The organism is Rubritalea profundi (assembly GCF_002954445.1).
Lineage (GTDB): Bacteria > Verrucomicrobiota > Verrucomicrobiia > Verrucomicrobiales > Akkermansiaceae > Rubritalea > Rubritalea profundi.
On sequence record NZ_MQWA01000001.1, the window covers coordinates 587466 to 607815 of the forward strand.

Below are 20350 nucleotides of genomic sequence, written 5' to 3' on the forward strand. Positions count from 1 at the left end.
TACTAAACCATTATCAGCCTGCGACATGTCGATACGCTAACGGCCGAACTTTGAGATGCAATCACTTTGCTTATAGCGACTCTAGACCTGCATTCTATCACCTACCCCATCGAAGATCCTCTCCAATCCAATAATTTGACGATAAACTACCATCTGCAACTCATTTAACGTCAGCACTCAAAACAGTTTACGTCGAGAGTCGTTGACCTCGACCCAATCTAGCAGTAAAATACTAGTTGAATATGTTGAACGAAGATCAATTGCCTCACATGCTCAAATTACTGGATGATGACGAGCCAGCAATTCAGGAAGCACTGCGTGAAGAGTTCTCTGACACCTCTGGTGACCTCAGTAACGAACTCGCGGCGCTGGCGATTGATCTAAAACCTGCAGACCAACACCGACTCTCCCTACTACTGCTCCCCGGAAGACGTGAAACACTCATTCAGGAATGGCGGATACCTCAGGGTGGGGCCGATGCGCTTGATGAAGATTGGGAGAGCTTTGAGGACATGCTGCGTCTCATTTCAGACTATCTCCATGATGGAGTCACCTTGAGGCCATCTCTGCCTGATATGCTCGATATCATAGCTGAAGACGCTACCGCTGGCCGCCATCACATCTCAGAAAATAAGCTTCGTGTCTGGATGTTTGAATCCGGAAGATTTGCCGGTAATAAAGACAACTACTACACCCCAGCAAACAGCGACCTTTGCTGGTGTGCTGAAACAGGGCTAGGTAATCCGATCAGCCTCGCATTGTTATACATGCTCGTGGCTCGTCGTCTTGATTTGGACGTCACTGGCTGCAACTACCCAGGCCATTTTTTGGCTCGCATCCAGCTAGACTCTCGACCAGTGTTAGTGGATTGCTTCCACAAAGGCCGCTTAATTTCGGTGGAGGAAATCCTCAGTGAAAACAAAAATATCTCCATCTATGCTAAACAGGCAATTCTTTCGCAGGCTCCGCTTGGTCACATATTATTACGTATTCTACGCAACTTAGAACACAGCTTCAATAAGCTCAAATACCCGGAAGACGCCAAGATCTTCAAAATGATTTTCGAAAGCATGCAACCCAAACCGTGAGAGCCGAATACACACATATCACGGTTGATGAGACTGAGCTCCACCGCATGACTCTGCTTCCCGACGAAGGAGTCGAGTGCACCGCTGCGTGTATTTTCTCCCATGGTCAAGGTGACTATGGCGAACGGTACCTCGATGTCCTCCACCCATTCACCGACCGCGGCATCAAATGTATTGTCACTGACCACCAAGGGCATGGCCGCAGTACGGGTAAACGAGGCCACATTGACTCCACTCAATTTATCGACAAAGTCATCGCCAGTAACCTAGCAGCTACTGGTGACTTACCAACGGGCATCGCTGGCCACTCGATGGGTGGGTTACTCACTCTCCGCCACCTTTCGCTGAGTCTACGAGGGGATCTGCCAATACCTGAATTTTGCTGGGTCAATGCGCCACTACTGCACCCCGGAAATGGCCGCCCAGATTGGTTCATTCGCATGGCCAACGTACTCGCTTCTATTACACCCAGCGCAACGATCCGCACTGGCGTCACGCCGGAAATGTGCCGACTAGAAGACTCCTCGGCTGGACGCTTACCGAAAGACCCACTTTCACTCGGCCACCGGCGCGTCTCAATTGGCTGGGGAAGCGAGCTGATCCGGATAGCCAATTTCAGCCAAACTACCCTACTCAATAAGAGCTACAATCAGCCCTTTCTTTTCACCCAGGGTGGAGCTGACTCAGTCTGCCCTGAGTCCAAAGCCGAGACCTTTTTCACGAAGCTAGATTGGCCCACGATGCAATACCAATGCTTCCCAGGAATGCTCCATGAAACCTTTGCTGAACCCAAGCGTTTTGAGCTCTTCGAAACTTTGGGTTGCTGGATTGATGCTTACTTTCTAGCGCAACAAAAGACGCACACATAGCGCGGTAGACGCCACAAGCACAGCCAGCCCACAGGCGCCAAAGATCCGATCCTTTCTCAAGATATCAGGTCGACTCACTGAGGCACTAGGCGGGAAAACGATCAATGCGTAGGCCATTCCAGCGACCAAACCACCAGCGTGAGCGGCATTATCTATAAAACTAAACCCGAGCGCACCCATGACGGCAATCATCACCAAGCCAGCGAGAAGGCGCTTGCTGGCAGATTGGGGGACGAGTGAACGGTGCAGATTCTCAAAAATCAGCAAGAATCCTAATAAACCTAGAATTCCACCAGAGGCACCAACGCTCGGGACTTCAGGCATAAAATACACCGCCGCCATGCCGCCAGCAAAAGCTGAGATCACGAACACGAGAATCATATGCGGCCAGCGCGCCAACACTTCAGCGCGTCTGCCTAAATAACGTAAAGCAGCAAAGTTCATCAGCCAGTGCACGAGATTCCCATGAACAAGCGGGGCCGTGAAGTAGCGCCACCAAGGGTCACCACCAGCCACTGTCGATTTTAGTAAGCCCACTCTTGTCACAGTTTCCTGAGCCCAGTTGATTCCCCCACTGCCAAACCACTGAGCAGCACAGGTCACTACCATTATAGTTAGTAACACAAAGGTGACCGGAGTGAGACACAAACCTAACCAGCTATCAAAGCGGGCGTCAGCAACCTCTTTATCCCAAAAGAGCTCATCCCTCTTGCCAGCCTTGCGCAGCTCCTTCCAGCCTTCGTACAAAGGAACTAGCCCGAATATCAGTAACATGATCGCCGTGACAGCAACCGTCGGTGCATTCAAAATCGCTCGCCAATCACCATAGCTATTCTGATAAGCTGCATAGCCAGCCCAAAGAGTTGCAACTCCCATCACCAGCGACAAACGACGGCCATCGGTCATGTCATTGCGCGCCCACACCGATCTGCGCTTTACTAAAACCTTACGCAAGCCGACCAGCTCCTCGGGCGCTACCATATAGTCAGATGCTGGTGACCAAACGAGGTCAACCCCAAGCTTTGATTTCTCAATCGTCTGGCTCAGCTCCTCCAAGGATTCCGCGGAATGACGTTTCCCCTTGGTATCCTGAAAACCAAAAACACCAGTTGCTGGCTTTGCTGGAAATGCTTCCGGCCTAGCCCACACTGGTGCTTGTTGTTGCGTAGACACGTGTTGCGTCTCCGTAATAAGTTATTCCGCTGGAGTCGCTTCAGCAGGTACTGCTGGAGCCGCTTCAACTGCTACAGGAGCTGGATTCGCTTCTTCAGTTGCTGGTGTTTCAACAGGTGCGGACTCTTCAGTTGCTGGTGTTTCAACAGGTGCGGACTCTTCAGTAGCTGGTGTTTCTTCAGGTGTTGAAGTTTCTTCAGGTGTTGGAGTTATTTCCTCCAAGATCTTTTTGACTTCCTCAGCTGTCTCAGCATCGTCAGTTTGCTCTTCGGTCTCAGCCTTCACTTCTTTCTCGATGTTTTGACCAGAATTCTGGGCCGCCACGAGAACTTGTAGAGAAAGTGCGAGTACGAAGAAAAGAGTGCCGAGCCAAACAGTGCCTTTTTGAAGGACATCTGTGGTGCGGGCACCAAATGCTTGATCAGTCATGCCACCACCAAAAGCGGCTCCAAGGCCCTCTTGCTTTGGACGCTGCATCAGCACAACCAAGCATAGTAGCAGAGCAACTGCTACTATGATAACGAGAAGAATATTGGTGGCGATTGGCATGAAGCCACTCGCTGCTATAATCATAGAATTCATGAGGCGCGGAATATGGTCAGCAACTGGCCGATTGTAAAGCCATGATTTACTGAGAATTTAAAGGACTGGGTTACTTTCCTAGGCGGATAATTTCGTTCTGCTCATTGCAGACAACTTTTTTCGGCGTGACAGTCTCTTCCGACAGGCCGAATGCCATGATCGTGATGCGCTCACCCTTACCAATCACGTGCGCGGCGCCGCCATTGAGAATGATTCTCCCAGAGCCAGAAGGACCTGCCTGAGCATAGGTTTCTAGTCGCCCACCTTTTGACGCAGAAGTCACCAGAACTTTCTCGCCTTCAATCAGATCCACAGCCTGCATCAGGTCGAGCGGGATCTCGATGCTGCCTTCATAATCCACCACACCGTCGGTACACATTGCACGGTGGATTTTTGATTTCAAGAAAGTGCGTAACATGACGGCACCAATCACCAATTTAGAACTAAAGTCAAATCATTCCGACTAACCGATAAACAGCTAGTTCGTGGTGGCTGCATTAGAGCACCAAGTCACAAGCCAGCTTGATCGCGTGCTCCATTGAGGAAGAACTGGCGGTGCCTTTTCCGGCGATGCCAAATGCCGTGCCGTGGTCTGGGCTGGTACGTGGCCGTTGAAGTCCAAGCGTGGTATTCACGCCGGTGTCGAAATCGAGTAATTTCAGAGGTATCAGCCCTTGATCGTGGTACATGCAAAGGACTGCATCATACTCGCCTTTTACCGCTTGGCCAAACACAGTGTCAGCTGAATGTGGACCAGAAAATTCGGCCACTGGAAATTCTTGATTAAGCCGTGTCACTGCTGGAGCAACAATTTCAATATCTTCGTGACCGAAAGCACCATTCTCTCCAGCGTGTGGGTTTAAACCACAGACTGCGATCCTTGGAATTTCGATCCCCCTTTGTAGACAAAACTGAGCGAGCAACTTTCCAACTCGGACGATTTCAGGTGTACTCAGCAAGACCGGAACCTGTGCAAGCGGCACGTGGATGGTCACCAATGCGACTGTCAAGGTTGCCCCAGTGAGGCACATCGCGTGGTTGTCGCAGGCGAGTCGGTCTGCAAAAAATTCTGTTTGACCGGGAAAGTTGAAACCGAGCTCATGCAAAGCTTCTTTAGCCACTGGTCCTGTAACGATAGCATCAATTTCACCGGTTTTCAGCTTCTGGGCGCCTTCTTCAAGCGCATCGAGCGCGGCTTGAGCTGTCTCTAGAGTCGGCTGTCCGAGTGTCACATTTTCCAGCCTCTTACCGAGAATCTGAAAGTGTACACCCTCGGGGTTCACGAAGTTACCGAGTGCTGCATCGGTGATTTCTGGACCGACACCAGATTGGTCTCCCAGAGTGATTCCAATGATTTTCATGACTCAGACCAAGATTTTCGAAGCAAGTAACCTCAACTTCACACTTAATACTTATAACTTCACACTCCTAAAATTCGTAATCGAATTTTAGGCCATATCTTCGACAGTTACCGAAGTTTGCTTACGCGCGCCGAGGTAGATTGCCTGATCAACCACGCGGTTTGGCTCAGAATCAAATCGGTAACCATGGCAGTTTGGACAGGTGATAGCAGCGGATCCAACAATCGAGTCACAGCCCTCACAAACCTTGTAAGATGTAGGATTAGATGCGATTTCTTGCGCCTTTTTCAGGCGATCGTTGCTGACTGATTCTTTCATATCGTGTTGGACACTGATGTGCCACTACCTCAATAGTCGCCTAAAGTGAAAAAAGCACAAGTCCAGTTAGGACTCGTGCAAAAAAAACGGAGGCCTTCGCTCTGATGCGCCTCCGTTCATTAAATAGCTTTTTGCCTGCAAATCGTACTACTTGCCTAAGCAAGTGTGCAATTATGCAGCTTGAGCAGCTTTGATAGCCTTAGCTGTCTTGCTCTTGAGGTTTGCAGCCTTGTTCTTGTGGAAGATGCTCTTCTTCGCGCATATATCTACTGCTGAAGAAAACTGTACGAATGCCTTCGTTGCTGCGTCCTTGTTGCCTTCGACTGCTGCTGCGAGAGAGTTCTTACGGAGAGTCTTTACGCGGCTCTTGAGTGATGTGTTGATCGCGTTACGTTTGTCGTTCTGACGAACGCGCTTGAGTGCTTGCTTTGTGTTAGCCATGATTCTTTGGTAATAAAATTGATTAAGTTCGGCTTTGCAGGCCGGAGCTGGAAAACTAATCATCCAGAGCGCCTTGTCAAGCATTTGAGTCCCACTAGTGCACTTTTTATGAGAATTTCTTACTTATCTCATCGAGTTGTACTATTGCGCCTCAAAAGGTCAACGGCACGCTAGGCTTTATCACTGCCGTCTGCAGTATTTTGCTTTAGAGTTGCCTTCTCCATACGCACATATTCTCGCCCTTTGAGAGTCTGACCGAGAGAAGCACGAATCACTTTCACCTCAGCATTGACACCGATGCGCGAATACAGATCAACAATATCTTTTGAAGTCATGCGAATGCATCCGTAACTTGCGGCACTGCCAATCCTGCTCTCTTCCGGAGTTCCGTGAATATAAATATAGCGACGAAAGGCGTTCTTATTGCGCTTTTCAGTTCCCTTAAGCCAAATGATGCGAGTCACAATAGGATCTCGCCCAGGAGCGTTGGGCGAAATCACCTCACCTGTCGGTCTGCGAGATTTGAAAACCGCCCCCTGTGGCTGCTTGTAGCCAATTTTTTTCGCCACTTTCATTTTACCCAAAGGTGTTCTCATGCTGCTAGGAGTATCTCCTAGTCCAAACTTTGATGTCGAAATTTTATACGACTTCACCGGCTTACCGTATTGAGTCAACAACATGGTCTGATCTTCCACACTCACGAGGATTTTACTCTTATTGATATCGAGTGTGCTAGAGCAACTGCTAAGGAGCAGAGCTACGAGCGAAGAAAGAAGCGTGAGTATGCGGAGTGATTGAGCCATTGAGATAGATTACTTACCTTCGTCTACGATTGCGTCTTCTTCATTCTTACGGCTGATTGGCATCATGCGGTAAAGTGAAGGAATTGAAGTGTAGAAGAATCCGATCGGGAATGGGCAAAGTAATACGGCTGTGACGTATTTTCCGTCAACAAAGTTTGAAATTACAACCACAGCAAAGAAAAATGCAAATGCCACCTCAATGATTGGCATCATCGACTTCATCGTCTTGTAGCGGCTTGACTTCACTTGGTCAGATGAAACAGATTTTTCACCGATACCATACTTAGGTGTGCGAACAAAGCCTGACTGATGATTACACAGAGCCTCGATCACAGCCTTAGCATTGTTCACCGACATACCGATACCGAGCGCGAGCAAGATAGGAAGGTAGAAGATTTCTTTATACCAAGTTTTTGGGCGCAGCGCCTTTTGAGCCATCAAGTAGAACAGTGCCACTGAGACGGATCCAAAGAAGAAAATGGGAACATTAAGAAAATGCTCAAGCCAAGGATAAGTCTGCAATATCTCCCACTGCGGATGGCTCTGCTGCTTTGGGTAAAGTAAGAAGCACAGCACTATAAGAAGAAGGTAGGCAAAGTTTGACGTCAAGTGCGCAGTCGCCTCTAACTTACACTTGAGCGGGTAACCACTCTTCCAAATATCTGCGAGACACTTCTTGCAGCACTGGATTGATCCTTTTGTCCAGCGATGCTGCTGACTCTTAAATCCATCCATGTCTACAGGAAGCTCAGCTGGAGTCACAACATCCTTGAGGAAAACAAAGCGCCACCCCTTCAGCTGAGCTCGGTAACTGAGATCCATGTCTTCAGTCAGAGTATCGTGCTCCCAGCCACCGGCATCTTCAATGCAGCTTTTGCGCCACATTCCACCAGTGCCATTGAATGTGAAAAATCGACCCGAACGGTTACGAGCTGTCTGCTCTAGCTCAAGGTGACCGTCGAGGAACATCGCTTGAATACGAGTCAGCATGTTGTACTCGCGGTTGAGGTGCCCCCAACGAGTCTGAATCATTCCCACCTTGGCATCGGTAAAATGATGAACCGTCTTTAGAAGAACGTCTGGGAGGGGAGCAAAGTCAGCATCGAGGATAAACAGCAGTTCACCCTTCGCTGTCTTCGTTCCATTTTCCAATGCTCCAGCTTTAAAGCCAGTACGATCAGTACGGTGAATGTACTCAGCATCAAAGCCTAACGCATGCAATCGAGCAATCTGTTGTTTACAAATATCGACAGTCCCATCCGTCGAGTCGTCTAAAATCTGAATCTGAAATTTATCCTTCGGATATTCAATCAGAGATACGTGATCAATCAGGCGCTCAATCACATGCAACTCGTTGAAACACGGCAACTGCATCGTAATTACAGGCAACTCTTCCTCGGGATACTCTCTCAGTGGAACCGGAATATCCTTCGCATGCTTGAAATACAAATAGAGGGTTGCAAGCTTGTGAAACCCACAGCCAGCAAGGCCTATGAGCACTACAAAGTACATGACATACGTGATCCAATTCATCATAACAGTTTGAGGGTATAGTGGATGCGCCGTGGTGAATTACGACATATTCTTGATCTGTAATGCACTAAGGACTCTCCATTGTCAATTCCTACTTACCCACTAGGTATTGGCAGTTATGAGTATTTCTGCACACTTTCATTTGCCAATTGAGCTAGAATTATGCTTATCTAAACCTATGAAATTATCAACCCCTTGGGTTCTCGCACTTTCTTCCTTGGTGCTCCTCCCTCTCACCACTCTCGCTCAGAACGAGAATAATAAGGACGCAATTCTCCCCGCAGATCTCATTGACGACCCACACGTCCGCGAAGAACTTGGAGTCAATGAATTCACAGCTCCCTCCATCCGCTTGATCTTCGATGACCTCGCGCAGCTCGCGCCTCTGCCCGTCAAGGAAACGAAACACGTGATATCAAAGCGTATGCCGCTCGATAGATCCGACCTCTCTCTAGAAATTGGTTTCCTCATCGCAGAGGGCTTCCTCGCCGTCCAGAACAAAGCTTTCAACGACATCGAAGGCATCGCCAAAGAACTCAATCGTTATGGCAAGGCACTAGGCGCAGGTGAACGAGTCAACCGTCACGCAGCTCACTGCTCGATCACGCCAATAACAGCCGACCAGAAAAACTCAAAGCTGAACTCGCAGCTACCCAAAAAGACGTAGAAATAGAACTCGTCCAGCTCCGTGACGCGGACCTAGCCCACCTCATCTCGCTCGGCGGTTGGGCGCGAGCTCTCGAATGTGCAGCCCTCGCCGTCGATAAAGATTTCACGGAAGAACGCGCCAACCAACTTTTCCGTGAAGACCTTGCTGACTACTACGAAGTAATCCTCGGCTCACTTGACCCACGTGTCTCTCAGCGTAAACACATCATTGCGATCCGCAAAATCTGCGAGGAGCTCAAAAATACAATGACTCTCGCAGCCGACGAAGAACCGACAGAAGCCAGGGTGAAAGTCATCCGCGAACAAAGCGCTATGCTAGCTCTACTCGCACTTTCTCGCGGGAAGTAATGCTCCAGCTTACGAATTCGCTCTTGCAAGTCCCCTCGCCTGTGCTGACTTAGGGCCATGAACATTTCTGTGTACGGACTCGGAATCATTGGATCACGCTGTGCTGATAACCTCATCGCCGCTGGCCATCAGGTCATCACTTGGAACCGCACAGCTAAAAAGCGTAACGACTCGGTTAACTCACCCGCTGAAGCTGCCTCCAATTCTGAAATTTTATGTTTCTATCTTAAAGATGGATTCGCTTGCCGTGAAACTTTTGAGGCTCTTCGTTCAGCGCTCACAGACAAGCACACTCTCATCAACCACTCTACGGTTGATTTAGACACTACCGAATGGATGGCTCAACAATGCGCAACACTTGGCGTTGCATTTCTCGACTGCCCATTCACTGGCTCCAAGGTCGCGGCACAACACGGCGAGTTGGTTTATTACGCTGGCGGCAGCGAAGACTTGATCGAAAAACTCCGTTCCGTTCTAGATATCACTTCAAAGGAAATCATCCGACTAGGCGACATCGGTGCTGCAACCATCGTCAAAGTAACAACCAATCTTATCTCGGCCTCCACAGTCCAAGCTCTCTCTGAAGGTATGGCCATAGCAAAAGCTCACGGAGTCGCGCCAGAGACTTTCATCCCAGCAGTACTCTCGAATGCTTGCGGATCGCCACTTGCCGCGATGAAACTCCCAACAATGGCAAGCGGCGACTACGACACACACTTCTCCCTAGATAACATGCGTAAAGACTCAGTCTTCGCTATCCAACTCGCAAAACAAGCGGGCCTCACCACTCCTTGCATCGAAGCCACCTCTGCCGCCATGACTGCTCTCTGTGAAAATGCTGCGCCGACCTCGATTACTCAGCACTCTACAAACAATTTTAAACATATGCAGCCCTACCTACTTCCAGCTGACTCAACGGCATTGTTAGACCGTGCCATTTTTAAACTCACAGGGACCGATGCCGAACGCTACCTCAACGGCCAGTGCTCTCAAGACGTACGGCTAGTGACTGAACAAATTGCGCTCTACGCAGTCATTACTAACTTCAAAGGCAAACTCGAGGGCGATTGCTACATTCGTCGTCACAATGGCGACATCTTCATCGATTGCCCCATCGAACTCCGCGAAAATCTCTTCATGCGACTAGATCGCTACATCATCGCCGACGACGCAGAGCTGACAGATGTGACTGACGCGTTCGACATACTCCACACGATCGAACCCGCAATAGCAACAGAAAACAGCTGGTCTACCAATCGCTTTGGGCAAGACGGCGTTGATCAATTCTTCGCTAAAAGTTCCTCACCTACCGCCACTCTCGATCCCACAGAAATCGAAAAATCTCGCATCAGTCACAAAATTCCACTCTGGGGAGCCGAGCTCGACAACGACACTCTCCCTCCCGAAGCCTCACTCGAGGCACGCGCCATTTCCTACACCAAAGGGTGCTACACTGGCCAAGAAGTGATCTCACGTATCCGCTCAGCAGGTAAGACCAACCGCCACCTCGTACTCCTAGAAATTGTCGATTCCATGACTTTTGGATCCCCCTTGCTGTGCGAAGGTGCAACAGAAGACAAACCAGCAGGCACCATCACCAGCACCTGTGAAATCAATGGTAAGCAAATCGCTCTTGCATATCGCAAAAGAAAATTCCAAGACATCACACAGTTCCAAAACGCAAGTGTAGTGACTCCATAGTCACCACTTCAAATTTCCAATTATCACTCAACATGAGCATCGCAGATAAACAACAACAGCTCCTCGACGAACTCGACCTATTCCAAGACTGGACCGAGCGCTACGAATACGTCATAGGCCTAGGCAAACAACTCCCCGCTATGGATCAGACCCTACTCACTGAAGATCGACTCATCAGGGGCTGCCAGTCACAAGTGTGGTTAGAAGCATCCAAAGAAGGAAATAAAATCCGCTTTGTAGCCGACTCCGACTCTCTAATCACAAAGGGGATGGTTGCTATTTTCGTCCGCATCTTAGACGACGAATCTGCAGACGACATCCTCACAGCCGATATGAGCTTCATCGATAAAACGGGCCTAAAAGAGCACCTCGCACCGACACGGGCAAACGCGCTGAACCTCATGGCCAATCAGATGAAGAAGTACGCACTCCTGCTCTCCGCCACTTAGCTCCACGCTATGAGCTCAGACTCCACCGCCGTCGTGCCAATCACTGACTCACATTGCCATCTTGCTTCGCATAAATTTTCGCATGCGGAGCTAGAGCAAATCATCCTCAACGCAAAGGCTGCTGGAATCCACAGGATGGTCACTCTAGCCACCTCGCTAGAGGATTGCCCTAACAACGTCGCCATCTGCGAAACTTTTCCAGAAGTGTTTTGCGCCATCGGCATCCACCCATGCGATGTCCATCAAACACCAGATAACTATCTCGCTCCACTAACAGAGTTCGCTAGCCACCCAAAATGCGTTGCCATCGGCGAAACTGGCCTCGACTACTTCCACCCCGCTCCAGAAGGCTGGACTGACGACAAGTACCACCAACGCCAACGCGACTTCCTACACCAGCACTTCCAGTTAGCTAAAGATCTCGGAAAGAATATCGTCATTCATACCCGTGATAAATCGGGATACCAATCTCTCCACGACTCACTCGATATCTACCAAGAATTCTCCAGTGACGTCCACGCTGTCTTCCACTGCTTCCTTGGACCATGGGAAAATGCCCAGCGCATTATCGAACTCGGCGGCTATGTTTCCTTCACTGGAATCGCCACCTTCAAATCAGCAAAAGACTGTATCGCAGCAGCCGTTCAAGCTCCCGCTGGGAGAATGATGGTCGAGACTGATTCCCCTTACTTAGCACCCACCCCACACCGAGGTAAACGCAATGAACCAGCATTCACACAGCTCGTGGCTCAGAAGATTGCGGAGGCTCGGGGTGAGTCCATACAGGCATTTTCAACGCATACTGAAATGAGCGTGAACACATTTTTTAACTTTTCTTCTAACATTGAGAAAGATTTATGCTAATCTTTCGTTTCTATTATATCGTCTAAATGCTAGAATACCTGCAATGAAAAATATCATCCTCTCAATTGTCTCAATCGCCTCCGCCGCACTCGTATCTTGTAACAACCAAACAGGGAACCCATACGGAGCGCCAGCGGCAAATCAAGCCGCAGCCCAAGGAGCAAACCCCTACGCGGTACCGCAATCAAACGGAGAAACCGGAAACAATGCCCCCTACCAGGCACTACCGGGCGTAGGCAACACTCTCCCCCCTGCTCAAGCTCCCGCTTACGGTAATAACTCCTACACGCCACCAATTCCCGCAGCACCAGGCGTTGCAGCCCCCGCTGCTGGATCCACTCTTCCTCACACAGTCGTCAAAGGTGACAGCCTCTGGAAACTAGCCAGAGACTACGACACAACTGTCGAAGCTATCCGCGCGGCAAATGGTATCTCAGGTAACAATATCCAGCTCGGACAAACCATACAGATTCCTAATAACTAGTTCACTAATCTAGAAAATTTGCAAAAGGTGACACGTCGAGTACGTGTCACCTTTCTTTTTTCACCCCACTAACAACAATTTAGTCTCTATGATTGTCCTCCACCAAACACTCCGCTCATTATTCGCAACCCTCATTCTCAGCACCACAGCATTCGCCGAGACTCTTAGTGCTGAATCATCATCTCAAGAAAAACTAACAGAAGACCTTTTCACCTCCAAAAACTCTGAGGAATTTAACCAAGCACTCGCGCTGGCCACTCAAGCAAAAATCCCTAAACAAACTCTCCTCGAAGCGCGTTTCATCTACCATGTTGATCAAGCCGACAACCACGCCCTAGCGGAACTTTCCAGAGAACTACTTCCTCTCCAAGATTCTTTCAATTCACAGCTCTCACAAATCTTCACGCTCGAGGATGATTGGAAAGCCATCGTAAAATACACCCAGGCTCTAGCCAACCTAGAACAAGGAAACGCCCAAGCATTCGAGGACAACATTAAAGAAGCTTTTTGGCTCAGCCCACGCCAAGCCTCAGCCTTCGCCCCACATGTTGAACAGTTCAAACTCGAGCTCGCTATGAAGTCTGTAAAAATCGACTCAGAGCTCACTCAATCAAACCTTTTAGTTTCTCAGAATGAAAAAATAATAGAGCCTAAAAAGGACATCAACATCCTGTTCTTTTGGTCACCGTGGAGCAGGGAGTTCACTGAAACAGTGGATGACTTCACAGCTCTTTGCTCCGTTGCTAAAAAACACGATATCCTGATCCGCACCATTATCGCGGAACAATCAAATGAGGTAAACCAAGACGCCATTAGCTTCATAAAAGAGTCAAAACTCAAAGACTCGGCACTCTGGCTAAAAGAAGATCCAGCCCTCCATTTATCAACGACTCTGCGCATACAATCGATCCCCACCGTCGTCCTCATAGATAAAAACGGAAAAGTACAATTCAACGGCCACCCCGCATCTCCAACATTCTGGACAACTCTGAAGAAATTCCTCCCAAATGCCAAACGCCCCCAATCGGAGCGCTGAGCCCCAGCTCGGCAGCAACTTCACACTCCCATAGTCTGAAGATACCATTGCCAGATATCTTGTCCCCAGAACACCCAGAAAAGAGCTCCAGCGATGATGCTTGGACCAAATGGCATCACCTTCCCGAAACCTAGTCGGTTAAACAGCGCCCAAACAATACTCACTAGACAAGCTGCAAATATTGTAAGTAACAACGACGCTGGCCCAAAACAAGCACCCAGCATTCCCAACAAATCCACATCCCCCATGCCCATCGCCTCCCTTGGCACCACAGCCTTACGCGCCTTACCATCCAATGAGCTTAATTTTTCAATAGGAAACACCTCGCCATCAATCGTGACTTCATTCTCGCGGATAACCACAGTCTCCACCTTTTTCTCAATACCATCCACGCGGACAAATTCAAGATCCTCGATCAAAAGCTTATCAGTCTTACGGAAAAAAATGTCTGACCAGCCAATGACTTCTTCACCGAAGACAAAACACAATTCCTCTTCATCTGATTCTGGCTCTTTCAGTCTCCAATCGGTCTGCTCTTCGTAAGCATAGGACTGCTTTCCAAAAGCAAGTTTACCTAACAAAACAACGAACCAAAGACTGACCCATCCTATCGCAAAACCAAAGCCAGACTTCAGCAAACTACGAGTCCATTCCGTTTCACCCCAAAACTCCGGGTGCCAGGCAGCCATCGCCAAACCCAGAATTGTCCCCGCAATAGTCAACTGCCGAGGAATCACCATCAGCTCAATATCAATAGCTGAGATCGCAATAAGAACCGAACTCAACAGCATGAAAAAGACTGCCACCGATGGATCATCAAAATAAAACCAGCATCCCACCCAGACCAACGCAGTCAGCAACTCCACAACAAAATAACGTACAGGTATCGAACAATCACATTCGGCACACTTGCCACGCTGTACCAACCAAGTCACTAAAGGGATGTTCCGCCACATCGGGATCGGGTTTTTACACCTCGGACAAAAACTGCGTTTCGGAGTATTCACTGACAATCCACGAGGCAGCCTGTAGATTGCAACATTCAAAAATGAACCTATAGCCGCACCTAAAAGTAAAGCGGTGAATCCATATAATGGGTGTGCCCAAGGTAAAAGGAATGTCATAGTCTCGATATTCAAACTCGACAAACTGAGCAAGCAATCCCCAAATGACCTAAGTACAAAATTTCTTTACCTAAACCATGCCTAACCTTCTCAAAGCTGCTCAAAAAATAGCACAAACACTTCACCAGGCAGGACACACATGCTACTTCACTGGCGGATGCGTGCGGGACTCATTGCTCAATAAATCCCCAAAGGACTTCGACATCGCCACCTCAGCGACTCCCAAACAAGTTCGCAAACTTTTTCCAAAGTCAGATTCCATCGGAGCACACTTTGGCGTGATCCTCGTCAGAGTTCACGGTCTAGCGTTTGAAGTAGCCACATTCCGCACTGATGGCACTTACACCGATAACAGACGACCTAACTCGGTAACCTTCTCTTCACCACAGGAAGATGCATCTCGACGTGATTTTACAGTCAATGGACTTTTCCAAGAGCCCCTTACCGGTGAGATTATAGATTTCGTCAACGGCTCAGCGGATATCGACCAGAAAATAATCCGGGCCATTGGCAATCCCGTCGACCGATTTCAGGAAGATGCCCTGCGTCTGATGCGTGCCATTCGCTTTGCCACAAAGCTCGATTTCGAAATTGAACCAGCTACATGGGAGGCCATTTGTGAAAATGCTCACTTGTTAGAGCATATAGCGATCGAGCGTATTCAAGCTGAGTTCAACCAAATCCTAGTCCACAAAGACCGCGCCCGAGGTCTTGATTTGATGGTCCAATCTGGCCTCATCCGCCACTGCATACCCGAAGTTTTAGACCTACAAGGCTGTGAGCAACCACCGCAATTCCACCCAGAAGGCGACGTCTATGTGCACACTAAAATAATGTTAAACATGCTCAGCGGCGAACCCTCCCTCGAACTTTGCCTAGCTGTACTTTTACATGACATTGGTAAGCCCTCCACCTATAGCTACAATCCAGAGGAAGACCGCATTCGCTTTAGTGGGCATGACCAAGTAGGAGCCGAAATGGCTGAAGTCATCCTCAAGCGACTCAAGTATTCTAACAAAACGATCGAAGAAGTCTGTGCAATGGTAAAAAATCACATGAATTTTATGAATGTCCGCTTCATGAAAACTTCAAAAGTGAAACGCTTCATGGCGCGCCCTACCTACCAACAAGAGATGGAACTCCACCGCGTAGACTGCGGCAGTAGCAACGGCATTACTGAGAACTATGATTTCCTTCGCGCCAAGGAACAGGAATTTGCAGCCGAGCCACTCATCCCACCTCCACTCATCTCCGGCAAAGATCTAATCTCACTAGGCTACCCTCCGGGACCAGACTTTAAGCCCATCATAGAGGCCATCCAGAACGAACAACTCGAAGGCAAACTTAGCACTAAAGAACAAGCTATCGCTTGGCTCTCTGAAAACTATTAACCCTCCACACTATCCTTCTTTTCCTCAGCCTTGAATGCAGAAAGAAACAGAAGGCTAGCGGCAATACAGATACAGCTATCAGCCACGTTGAATGAAGGCCAACGGTAGTCAATAAAGGGAATCGTTACATCAATAAAATCTACAACGTACCCTTCACTTAGCCGGGTCCAAAAGCTTTCCCCCTCATAGCCCTTCAAAAAGAATCCCTGAGTCAATCGGTCAATCAAATTGCCAATCACACCAGCAACCAACAGAGGCGCAGACCACTTGGCAATACCCACGAAAACGCCTTTTCTCCAAAGCACGCTGACAACAATCAACGCGACAAATGGCACAATCAGAAAAACTACCGGAGCCCATGCGCTACCATTGCCAAAGCCAAAGGCAACTCCTTGGTTGTGCACTCTGCTGATGTTAAATATTCCGTCGATCACGGGGATCGTATCGACATGATTACTAGCCAACCAATACTTTCCTTGAAATTCCCCACGGGGGAGGAAGTATGGGTACTCTTGGATTGGTAGATAGGGTTGCTTAAAGTTAAAGACAACCCACCATTTTGTGATCTGATCGATCACAACCAATGGCAATGAAATCTTCAATAGCAATGGAATCAAACGCGACATGCTGGAAACCTGCACAGCTGAGCAAAAAGGTAAAGCTTACTTCACTACTCCTTCGTATTTCACAGTGTAAACTGCACGGCATGCATCAGAGCAACAACGCTTACTTTCCGCCTCACAAGCTTCGCAGCAGAAGTGCTGGGCATTGCACTCCTTGTTCCTACAGTTAACATAGCGCTCACTCGGACCACCGCAACTAACACAGTGAGACACCACCTCTGGGTTCACGTGGTTGACTGGCACCCCGATGCGCTCATCAAATACATAACACTGACCATCGAAATCTTCACCTTTAACCTCAGGATCTTTACCGTACTTAACGATTCCTCCATGGAGTTGGCTTACATTTTCGAAACCTTCTTTAACTAAGAAACCACTAAACTTCTCGCAGCGAATTCCGCCAGTGCAATAAGTTAAAATCTTCTTTCCCTCAAACTTCTCGCGGTTATGACGAATCCACTCAGGCAAGTCACGGAATGCTGGAACCGGTGGACGTATGGAATTTTTAAATCGCCCCAGATCCCACTCGTAATCATTACGTGCATCGATGATCACCGCATTAGGGTCCTTGATTGCTTCACACCATTCCTTTGGCTCCATATAATTACCGGTGCAATCATTTGGAGAAAAATCATCATCACCTAGAGCTAATGTCACAATCTCTTCACGCGCTTTGATCGAGAGCTTGGGGAACACATGATCTTGCTCAGCATCGATCTTGAACTCGATAGCTGAGGTCAAATCGTCATTCTCCATTGCTTTCTTATACTTTTGGCAATTCTCAGTCGTCCCGGAAAGAGTTCCATTGATCCCCTCTTTACCGACGATGATTCGCCCCCTCAACTCAAGCTCTTCACAGAGCTTGCGATGGGAATCGCGGTACGTCTCTGGATTTTCTATTTCGACATAGAGGTAGTAAAGAAGGACTTGATACGGAGCGTCTTGCATACGGATTCGGTAGCGTAACCGACTTTGAGAATCAACTCAATTTCCCAAGACGCAAGAACAAGATATGCACACCCCTTGCTAGTAAGTAGACAGTCCAAGCACCCGAAATAACCAACATAACCCAAGGAAATAGCCAACCAACACGGGTATAGACAGTTTCAGAATTTCTCACGGGTAACTTCACACGCATCCAGCCATCCACCATTGGTTCCAGCCTCTGCCGCGGCATCCCATGCGCATCAATCAACTGAGTAATTCCCGAGCCAGCAGCAACTAACATCCACCGTCCATTCTCAGCAGCTCTATGTCGGAAAAGCTCCGCATGCTGCCAATGCTGACGTTCAGTCCAGCTCTTAGCATCCAAACTAGGGACTGCGAAAAAAGTAGCTCCATCAGCCGTCATTCTCCTAACCACTCCCTCGTAATCATTATCAAAACAAATCGGTGTTCCAAACCTCATCCCGCCACTCTCCACCGCCTCAGCTATCTCTCCAGCCCTTCCATCATCAAAAAAATGCACTGGGTGGTTCTTATAATGCACCCCAACCTCCCCTGTTTCGTTCAGAGTCAGCGCGGTATTATACCAGTAATCCTCGCCCTCAGTACGCGTTCCCACTACAACCACAGCCTTGCGCCTCATAGCTAACTCAGTCAAGGCCTCCCAAGTATAGCGCGACTCACGCACATCTCGCCCAAATGCATACTCTGGAAATAGAATAATATCCACATCCTCCTCACATTCCTCAATCATTCCAAGATAATCTTCTAAGACCCCATCTTCAGACTGCAGAGCTAAGATCCTCACCTTCTTGCCCTCATCACCATTGTCTGGCCTCACCATCAACCAGCTACAAATGACTAACACAATCACACCACCTCCCCATTTAGTCAATCCACGTTGACTAAGTAAACTACAGCCAAAAATAATCAAAAAACCCACACCATACACACCGACAATTGGAGTCAATAAAGTAGGCCCCAGTCCTACTCCAGGAGTCATCCACGGAAACTTCAGCAGAAACATCTCCGATCTAAAAAATTCTATACCCGTCCAAAGAACCGCCCCCAAAACAGCCAATCTCAGCGAACCTTTGAAAAGCCTCCCAGCATTGCTAAACAAAAGTCCAAACAAGCCAGTGAAACATGACATCACCATAACTAACGGCACTATCATATATGGTGTCGCTGTGAACACCTCAGTCAACCACGATAGAGTTGCCCCATAAAAAATCACCCCATGTAGCACACCAATACGCGTAGCGACCTTAGCCGAAGCCCCATTCATTGCTATCAACAATGGCAGCCACGCTACGATCGATAAAAAGTTGAGAGCAAATGGTGGGAAACTCAGCACTCCTAACAGAGCACTGAGCACAACTAACAAAACCCTCTGAAGCACACTCACATCAGCGATGTTAGACATCGCCGCTGTGGATTACTAGAGAAATTCACGCAACTATAGCTCAGCCGTGACACCAATATTGTGAGCCTCTGTGGCTTTGATCACCTCAGCCGAGCACACGAGATCCTGAACCGCATTTCCTACAGATTTAAAAACTGTCGGTTTCTGTTGTAGCTCTGGCGCGTTTAGCAACTCCCCAATCTCAGGCGGATTGTAATCATCACCAACTAAGCCTGCGTCGCGCATAAGACAAATCTCCCCCGCCTCTTTCAAACAAGCAGCCCTCTGATCAACAATCACTGTCGAATTCAGTAAAGTTTCAGCAGAAATCTCAGTCCGCTTTGGCCCAAGTGAGCCAATAGCATTCACATGCACGTCATCTCCAATTTCATCCCACTCAAACACAGCTTCAGGGCTAGTCGTCGCAGCAGTGATAACATCACACCGCTTAAGTACCTTTCGATCCGGATTGGCGACTAACTCGCAGCCACCTGCAATATCTACATTCTCACGACAAAAACGTTCCGCGTTCTCAGGATTACGAGAAAATACATAAACCGTTTCAAATGCTCGCGCACACAGCATAGCCTCCAACTGGTGACGTGATTGCCCGCCAGTACCAAATAAGGCTGCTACTTTAGCCTCTTTCTTCGCAAATAGTTCGGTCGCCAAACCCGTTGCTGCCCCAGTCCGTAACGAGGTCAAATACCCAGCTTCCAGAATTGCCACCGGCATTCCGGTCTCAGCACGATTTACCACAATAATTCCAGGAGTCACGGGAAGCCCCTTCTCTACATTTCCAGGAAACACAGAAACAACCTTCACACAAAAAATTCCTGAGGCTCCAGAATACGCAGGCTTATAAAGTACCGTGCCGTCCTCATTGACCAAAGCCGTTCGCAGCGGGCTGTCCACCGTCCCAGCACTCAATTCAGCATAAGCATCACCCATCAACTCAATCACTCTCGGCATTTTTAAAACCGAAGCAATCACCCCTTGGTCAATCAATTTCACATTCATGTAGAAAGCCATATGCCAGTCTCAGTCGCCTAAAAAGCCTAGAATTCTCCAACCACAAGGTTTATCACTTTATCCTTTATCCTCTCACCTGTCTCCTCCAGCGCTAGCTGAGTCAGACACCCT

General features: G+C 48.6%; 22 protein-coding genes. 9 read left to right on the plus strand and 13 right to left on the minus strand.

The genetic code is table 11. The annotated features are described in order from the left end of the window. Positions 1-269 precede the first annotated feature (269 nt). Both BSZ32_RS02590 and BSZ32_RS02595 read left to right on the plus strand, forming a co-directional pair. A complete protein-coding gene (locus BSZ32_RS02590) occupies positions 270-1088 on the plus strand; it encodes a transglutaminase-like domain-containing protein (RefSeq protein ID WP_165788596.1) in 819 nt (272 codons plus the stop codon). Next, positions 1085-1957: an alpha/beta fold hydrolase gene (locus tag BSZ32_RS02595; RefSeq protein WP_105041976.1), complete on the plus strand. Its 873-nt coding sequence runs from the start codon at positions 1085-1087 to the stop codon at positions 1955-1957. Before BSZ32_RS02590 ends, BSZ32_RS02595 begins: the two co-directional genes overlap by 4 nt. On the opposite strand, the gene BSZ32_RS02600 is transcribed toward BSZ32_RS02595, so the two are convergent. From BSZ32_RS02600 to BSZ32_RS02635, 8 genes are all read right to left on the minus strand, one after another. Then, positions 1931-3130 carry a rhomboid family intramembrane serine protease gene (locus BSZ32_RS02600; RefSeq protein ID WP_129589558.1) on the minus strand — a complete coding sequence of 400 codons (1200 nt, stop codon included), beginning with the start codon at positions 3128-3130 and terminating at the stop codon, positions 1931-1933. The genes BSZ32_RS02595 and BSZ32_RS02600 overlap by 27 nt on opposite strands. Positions 3131-3151: 21 nt before the next feature. Beyond that, positions 3152-3712, minus strand: a complete 561-nt coding sequence (gene secG / locus BSZ32_RS02605; RefSeq protein ID WP_240610543.1) for a preprotein translocase subunit SecG — start codon at positions 3710-3712, stop codon at positions 3152-3154. Between the two features lie 70 nt (positions 3713-3782). Then, positions 3783-4130, minus strand: coding sequence for an aspartate 1-decarboxylase (locus tag BSZ32_RS02610; protein ID WP_105041978.1), 348 nt, complete (start codon positions 4128-4130; stop codon positions 3783-3785). Positions 4131-4209: 79 nt separating this feature from the next. Next, positions 4210-5073: a 4-hydroxythreonine-4-phosphate dehydrogenase PdxA gene (gene pdxA, locus BSZ32_RS02615; protein WP_105041979.1), complete on the minus strand. Its 864-nt coding sequence runs from the start codon at positions 5071-5073 to the stop codon at positions 4210-4212. 87 nt (positions 5074-5160) lie between these two features. Continuing rightward, positions 5161-5391: a hypothetical protein gene (locus BSZ32_RS02620; protein WP_105041980.1), complete on the minus strand. Its 231-nt coding sequence runs from the start codon at positions 5389-5391 to the stop codon at positions 5161-5163. A 171-nt stretch (positions 5392-5562) separates the two neighbouring features. After that, complete coding sequence (gene rpsT / locus BSZ32_RS02625; protein WP_105044751.1) at positions 5563-5832, minus strand: 30S ribosomal protein S20; 270 nt, start codon at positions 5830-5832, stop codon at positions 5563-5565. A 170-nt stretch (positions 5833-6002) separates the two neighbouring features. Then, positions 6003-6635, minus strand: coding sequence for a L,D-transpeptidase (locus BSZ32_RS02630; protein ID WP_105041981.1), 633 nt, complete (start codon positions 6633-6635; stop codon positions 6003-6005). Positions 6636-6644: 9 nt separating this feature from the next. Continuing rightward, positions 6645-8171: a glycosyltransferase gene (locus tag BSZ32_RS02635; protein ID WP_105041982.1), complete on the minus strand. Its 1527-nt coding sequence runs from the start codon at positions 8169-8171 to the stop codon at positions 6645-6647. A 175-nt stretch (positions 8172-8346) separates the two neighbouring features. On the opposite strand from BSZ32_RS02635, the gene BSZ32_RS02640 reads away from it, so the two are divergent. The 6 genes from BSZ32_RS02640 (at position 8347) to BSZ32_RS02665 (ending at position 13719) form a co-directional block, all read left to right on the plus strand. Continuing rightward, positions 8347-8835: a hypothetical protein gene (locus BSZ32_RS02640; protein ID WP_105041983.1), complete on the plus strand. Its 489-nt coding sequence runs from the start codon at positions 8347-8349 to the stop codon at positions 8833-8835. Positions 8836-9242: 407 nt separating this feature from the next. Then, complete coding sequence (gene ygfZ / locus BSZ32_RS02645) at positions 9243-10886, plus strand: CAF17-like 4Fe-4S cluster assembly/insertion protein YgfZ (RefSeq protein WP_105041984.1); 1644 nt, start codon at positions 9243-9245, stop codon at positions 10884-10886. A 32-nt stretch (positions 10887-10918) separates the two neighbouring features. Continuing rightward, a complete protein-coding gene (locus BSZ32_RS02650) occupies positions 10919-11335 on the plus strand; it encodes a SufE family protein (RefSeq protein ID WP_105041985.1) in 417 nt (138 codons plus the stop codon). 9 nt (positions 11336-11344) lie between these two features. Next, entirely contained in the window at positions 11345-12199 is an 855-nt protein-coding gene (locus BSZ32_RS02655; protein WP_105041986.1) for a TatD family hydrolase, read from the plus strand. Positions 12200-12242: 43 nt separating this feature from the next. Then, a complete protein-coding gene (locus BSZ32_RS02660) occupies positions 12243-12683 on the plus strand; it encodes a LysM peptidoglycan-binding domain-containing protein (protein WP_105041987.1) in 441 nt (146 codons plus the stop codon). Between the two features lie 88 nt (positions 12684-12771). Then, the gene (locus tag BSZ32_RS02665; RefSeq protein WP_105041988.1) at positions 12772-13719 is read left to right on the plus strand and encodes a thioredoxin family protein; all 948 of its coding nucleotides are present in this window, start codon (positions 12772-12774) and stop codon (positions 13717-13719) included. 20 nt (positions 13720-13739) lie between these two features. Here BSZ32_RS02665 and BSZ32_RS02670 read toward each other — a convergent pair whose 3' ends face one another. Next, positions 13740-14843 carry a prepilin peptidase gene (locus BSZ32_RS02670; protein WP_105041989.1) on the minus strand — a complete coding sequence of 368 codons (1104 nt, stop codon included), beginning with the start codon at positions 14841-14843 and terminating at the stop codon, positions 13740-13742. Between the two features lie 77 nt (positions 14844-14920). On the opposite strand from BSZ32_RS02670, the gene BSZ32_RS02675 reads away from it, so the two are divergent. Further along, positions 14921-16234 carry a CCA tRNA nucleotidyltransferase gene (locus BSZ32_RS02675; RefSeq protein ID WP_105041990.1) on the plus strand — a complete coding sequence of 438 codons (1314 nt, stop codon included), beginning with the start codon at positions 14921-14923 and terminating at the stop codon, positions 16232-16234. Here the strand turns inward: BSZ32_RS02675 and BSZ32_RS02680 are convergent. Genes BSZ32_RS02680 through BSZ32_RS02695 form a run of 4 tightly spaced genes read right to left on the minus strand, consistent with a single transcriptional unit; the run spans position 16231 to position 20239 of the window. Further along, positions 16231-16860 (minus strand): signal peptidase II, encoded by a 630-nt coding sequence (locus BSZ32_RS02680; protein ID WP_105041991.1) that lies wholly within the window; start codon positions 16858-16860, stop codon positions 16231-16233. The two genes, BSZ32_RS02675 and BSZ32_RS02680, sit on opposite strands and share 4 nt — an antisense overlap. Before the next feature lie 36 nt (positions 16861-16896). Then, a complete protein-coding gene (gene trhO / locus BSZ32_RS02685) occupies positions 16897-17805 on the minus strand; it encodes an oxygen-dependent tRNA uridine(34) hydroxylase TrhO (protein ID WP_105041992.1) in 909 nt (302 codons plus the stop codon). A 31-nt stretch (positions 17806-17836) separates the two neighbouring features. Beyond that, positions 17837-19228 carry an apolipoprotein N-acyltransferase gene (locus BSZ32_RS02690; protein ID WP_105041993.1) on the minus strand — a complete coding sequence of 464 codons (1392 nt, stop codon included), beginning with the start codon at positions 19226-19228 and terminating at the stop codon, positions 17837-17839. A 33-nt stretch (positions 19229-19261) separates the two neighbouring features. Further along, positions 19262-20239, minus strand: coding sequence for an ornithine cyclodeaminase family protein (locus BSZ32_RS02695; RefSeq protein WP_105041994.1), 978 nt, complete (start codon positions 20237-20239; stop codon positions 19262-19264). Between the last annotated feature and the right edge of the window lie 111 nt (positions 20240-20350).

What these genes read in the sequence shown, in the direction of transcription:
- BSZ32_RS02590 (WP_165788596.1), top strand. Translation starts at nt 270, where the DNA reads ATGCTCAAATTACTGGATGATGACGAGCCAGCAATTCAGGAAGCACTG.
- secG (WP_240610543.1), bottom strand. Translation starts at nt 3,712, where the DNA reads ATGAATTCTATGATTATAGCAGCGAGTGGCTTCATGCCAATCGCCACC.
- BSZ32_RS02610 (WP_105041978.1), bottom strand. Translation starts at nt 4,130, where the DNA reads ATGTTACGCACTTTCTTGAAATCAAAAATCCACCGTGCAATGTGTACC.
- pdxA (WP_105041979.1), bottom strand. Translation starts at nt 5,073, where the DNA reads ATGAAAATCATTGGAATCACTCTGGGAGACCAATCTGGTGTCGGTCCA.
- BSZ32_RS02620 (WP_105041980.1), bottom strand. Translation starts at nt 5,391, where the DNA reads ATGAAAGAATCAGTCAGCAACGATCGCCTGAAAAAGGCGCAAGAAATC.
- rpsT (WP_105044751.1), bottom strand. Translation starts at nt 5,832, where the DNA reads ATGGCTAACACAAAGCAAGCACTCAAGCGCGTTCGTCAGAACGACAAA.
- BSZ32_RS02630 (WP_105041981.1), bottom strand. Translation starts at nt 6,635, where the DNA reads ATGGCTCAATCACTCCGCATACTCACGCTTCTTTCTTCGCTCGTAGCT.
- BSZ32_RS02635 (WP_105041982.1), bottom strand. Translation starts at nt 8,171, where the DNA reads ATGATGAATTGGATCACGTATGTCATGTACTTTGTAGTGCTCATAGGC.
- BSZ32_RS02640 (WP_105041983.1), top strand. Translation starts at nt 8,347, where the DNA reads ATGAAATTATCAACCCCTTGGGTTCTCGCACTTTCTTCCTTGGTGCTC.
- ygfZ (WP_105041984.1), top strand. Translation starts at nt 9,243, where the DNA reads ATGAACATTTCTGTGTACGGACTCGGAATCATTGGATCACGCTGTGCT.
- BSZ32_RS02650 (WP_105041985.1), top strand. Translation starts at nt 10,919, where the DNA reads ATGAGCATCGCAGATAAACAACAACAGCTCCTCGACGAACTCGACCTA.
- BSZ32_RS02655 (WP_105041986.1), top strand. Translation starts at nt 11,345, where the DNA reads ATGAGCTCAGACTCCACCGCCGTCGTGCCAATCACTGACTCACATTGC.
- BSZ32_RS02660 (WP_105041987.1), top strand. Translation starts at nt 12,243, where the DNA reads ATGAAAAATATCATCCTCTCAATTGTCTCAATCGCCTCCGCCGCACTC.
- BSZ32_RS02665 (WP_105041988.1), top strand. Translation starts at nt 12,772, where the DNA reads ATGATTGTCCTCCACCAAACACTCCGCTCATTATTCGCAACCCTCATT.
- BSZ32_RS02670 (WP_105041989.1), bottom strand. Translation starts at nt 14,843, where the DNA reads ATGACATTCCTTTTACCTTGGGCACACCCATTATATGGATTCACCGCT.
- BSZ32_RS02675 (WP_105041990.1), top strand. Translation starts at nt 14,921, where the DNA reads ATGCCTAACCTTCTCAAAGCTGCTCAAAAAATAGCACAAACACTTCAC.
- BSZ32_RS02680 (WP_105041991.1), bottom strand. Translation starts at nt 16,860, where the DNA reads ATGTCGCGTTTGATTCCATTGCTATTGAAGATTTCATTGCCATTGGTT.
- trhO (WP_105041992.1), bottom strand. Translation starts at nt 17,805, where the DNA reads ATGCAAGACGCTCCGTATCAAGTCCTTCTTTACTACCTCTATGTCGAA.
- BSZ32_RS02690 (WP_105041993.1), bottom strand. Translation starts at nt 19,228, where the DNA reads ATGTCTAACATCGCTGATGTGAGTGTGCTTCAGAGGGTTTTGTTAGTT.
- BSZ32_RS02695 (WP_105041994.1), bottom strand. Translation starts at nt 20,239, where the DNA reads ATGGCTTTCTACATGAATGTGAAATTGATTGACCAAGGGGTGATTGCT.